Source organism: Segatella copri, assembly GCF_003465495.1.
Classification (GTDB): Bacteria; Bacteroidota; Bacteroidia; order Bacteroidales; family Bacteroidaceae; genus Prevotella; species Prevotella copri_G.
Genome location: NZ_QSAV01000118.1, coordinates 1 through 1,066, shown reverse-complemented (window position 1 = coordinate 1,066; position 1,066 = coordinate 1). Strand labels below are relative to the sequence as shown.

The 1,066-nt window shown below is 36.4% G+C and carries 1 protein-coding gene; it reads left to right on the top strand.

Annotated features, from left to right (window positions below):
* Nucleotides 1-60 precede the first annotated feature (60 nt).
* The gene (locus DWV53_RS15335) at nt 61-1,002 is read left to right on the top strand and encodes a hypothetical protein (protein ID WP_118155473.1); all 942 of its coding nucleotides are present in this window, start codon (nt 61-63) and stop codon (nt 1,000-1,002) included.
* Nucleotides 1,003-1,066: the final 64 nt, after the last annotated feature.

Sequence of the window (1,066 nt, the reverse complement as noted above, 5' to 3'; positions counted from 1 at the left end):
CTTATAAAAAATATTAAATTATAGTGTTGCGGAAATTAGGAGTACAAAAAAAATCAAGATATGAATTACAAAAACATCATCAGTGCCCTTTTTATTGCAATGATCTTTGCAGGGGGCATCAGTTGCACAAACAAGACAAAGAGTGCAAAACAAGGTAACGACAGCATCGCTTCCGATAGTGTAGCAGCTACAGACAACGAAGAACCTGTCGATGTTGTGATTAGTCCAGAGAAATCAAAGAAGGGGAACGTTACAAAATTCACTTTCAACTATTCTGGTAAGGAGGTAAATGTTATTGCCGATGAAAACAAGTATGAATACTATGTTAAGATTGACAATAAGAAATTTCCTTTGGAATCTGAAGATTATGACTTTGGCTCCATTAAGGATTGCAGAATGTATAAAAACAACATCTGGATTATTGGCGATAAAAATGTAGCAGGAATATACGCAGCAGAAACCAGTGGCATAGGGGTCGTATGCTTTAATATAGACAAGAAAAAAATCAAGGATGTAGTATCTTGCGGTGGAGCTAAATTTAGTGACAACCAAGTAGTTTATCAGAAGAAAGAACTAAAAAATCCTGATGCAGACTGTGCGGCAGATTTTAAGTTTAAAACTATCACCAAGAAAATCTTCATAGATGGTAAGGAGAAAAAGCCAACAGAGAAGGAAATCATTAGCTTCATCAAAGAAATGTATAATGGGGAATTATACAATGACTACGACTTTCTGAAAAAACATTGTACAAAGTCTCTTCTTAAACACTTGGCTGCAGAATATGATTATGACGATAGAGGTTATGCTTGTTGGCTGTTCCGCAGCGGTTTACAAGATGGTCCAAGTGAGCGACATGGTATCATCAGCATTAAGCCTCTCGGTAATTCCTGGTACAAATATTCATATTACGACATGGGAACAAAGGCTGAAAACAAAGTAAAGGTCATCATAGATGGAACAACCATCAAATTCGACAAGGTGGAACAACTTACCAAATTCTAATGGTTGACATCATTTAAATAATCAAGAGGGTGTGTCATAAGTCTATGGCGCACCCTTTTCGTTT

Coding starts and splice junctions, on each gene's coding strand:
- DWV53_RS15335 (WP_118155473.1), top strand. CDS start 61: ATGAATTACAAAAACATCATCAGTGCCCTTTTTATTGCAATGATCTTT.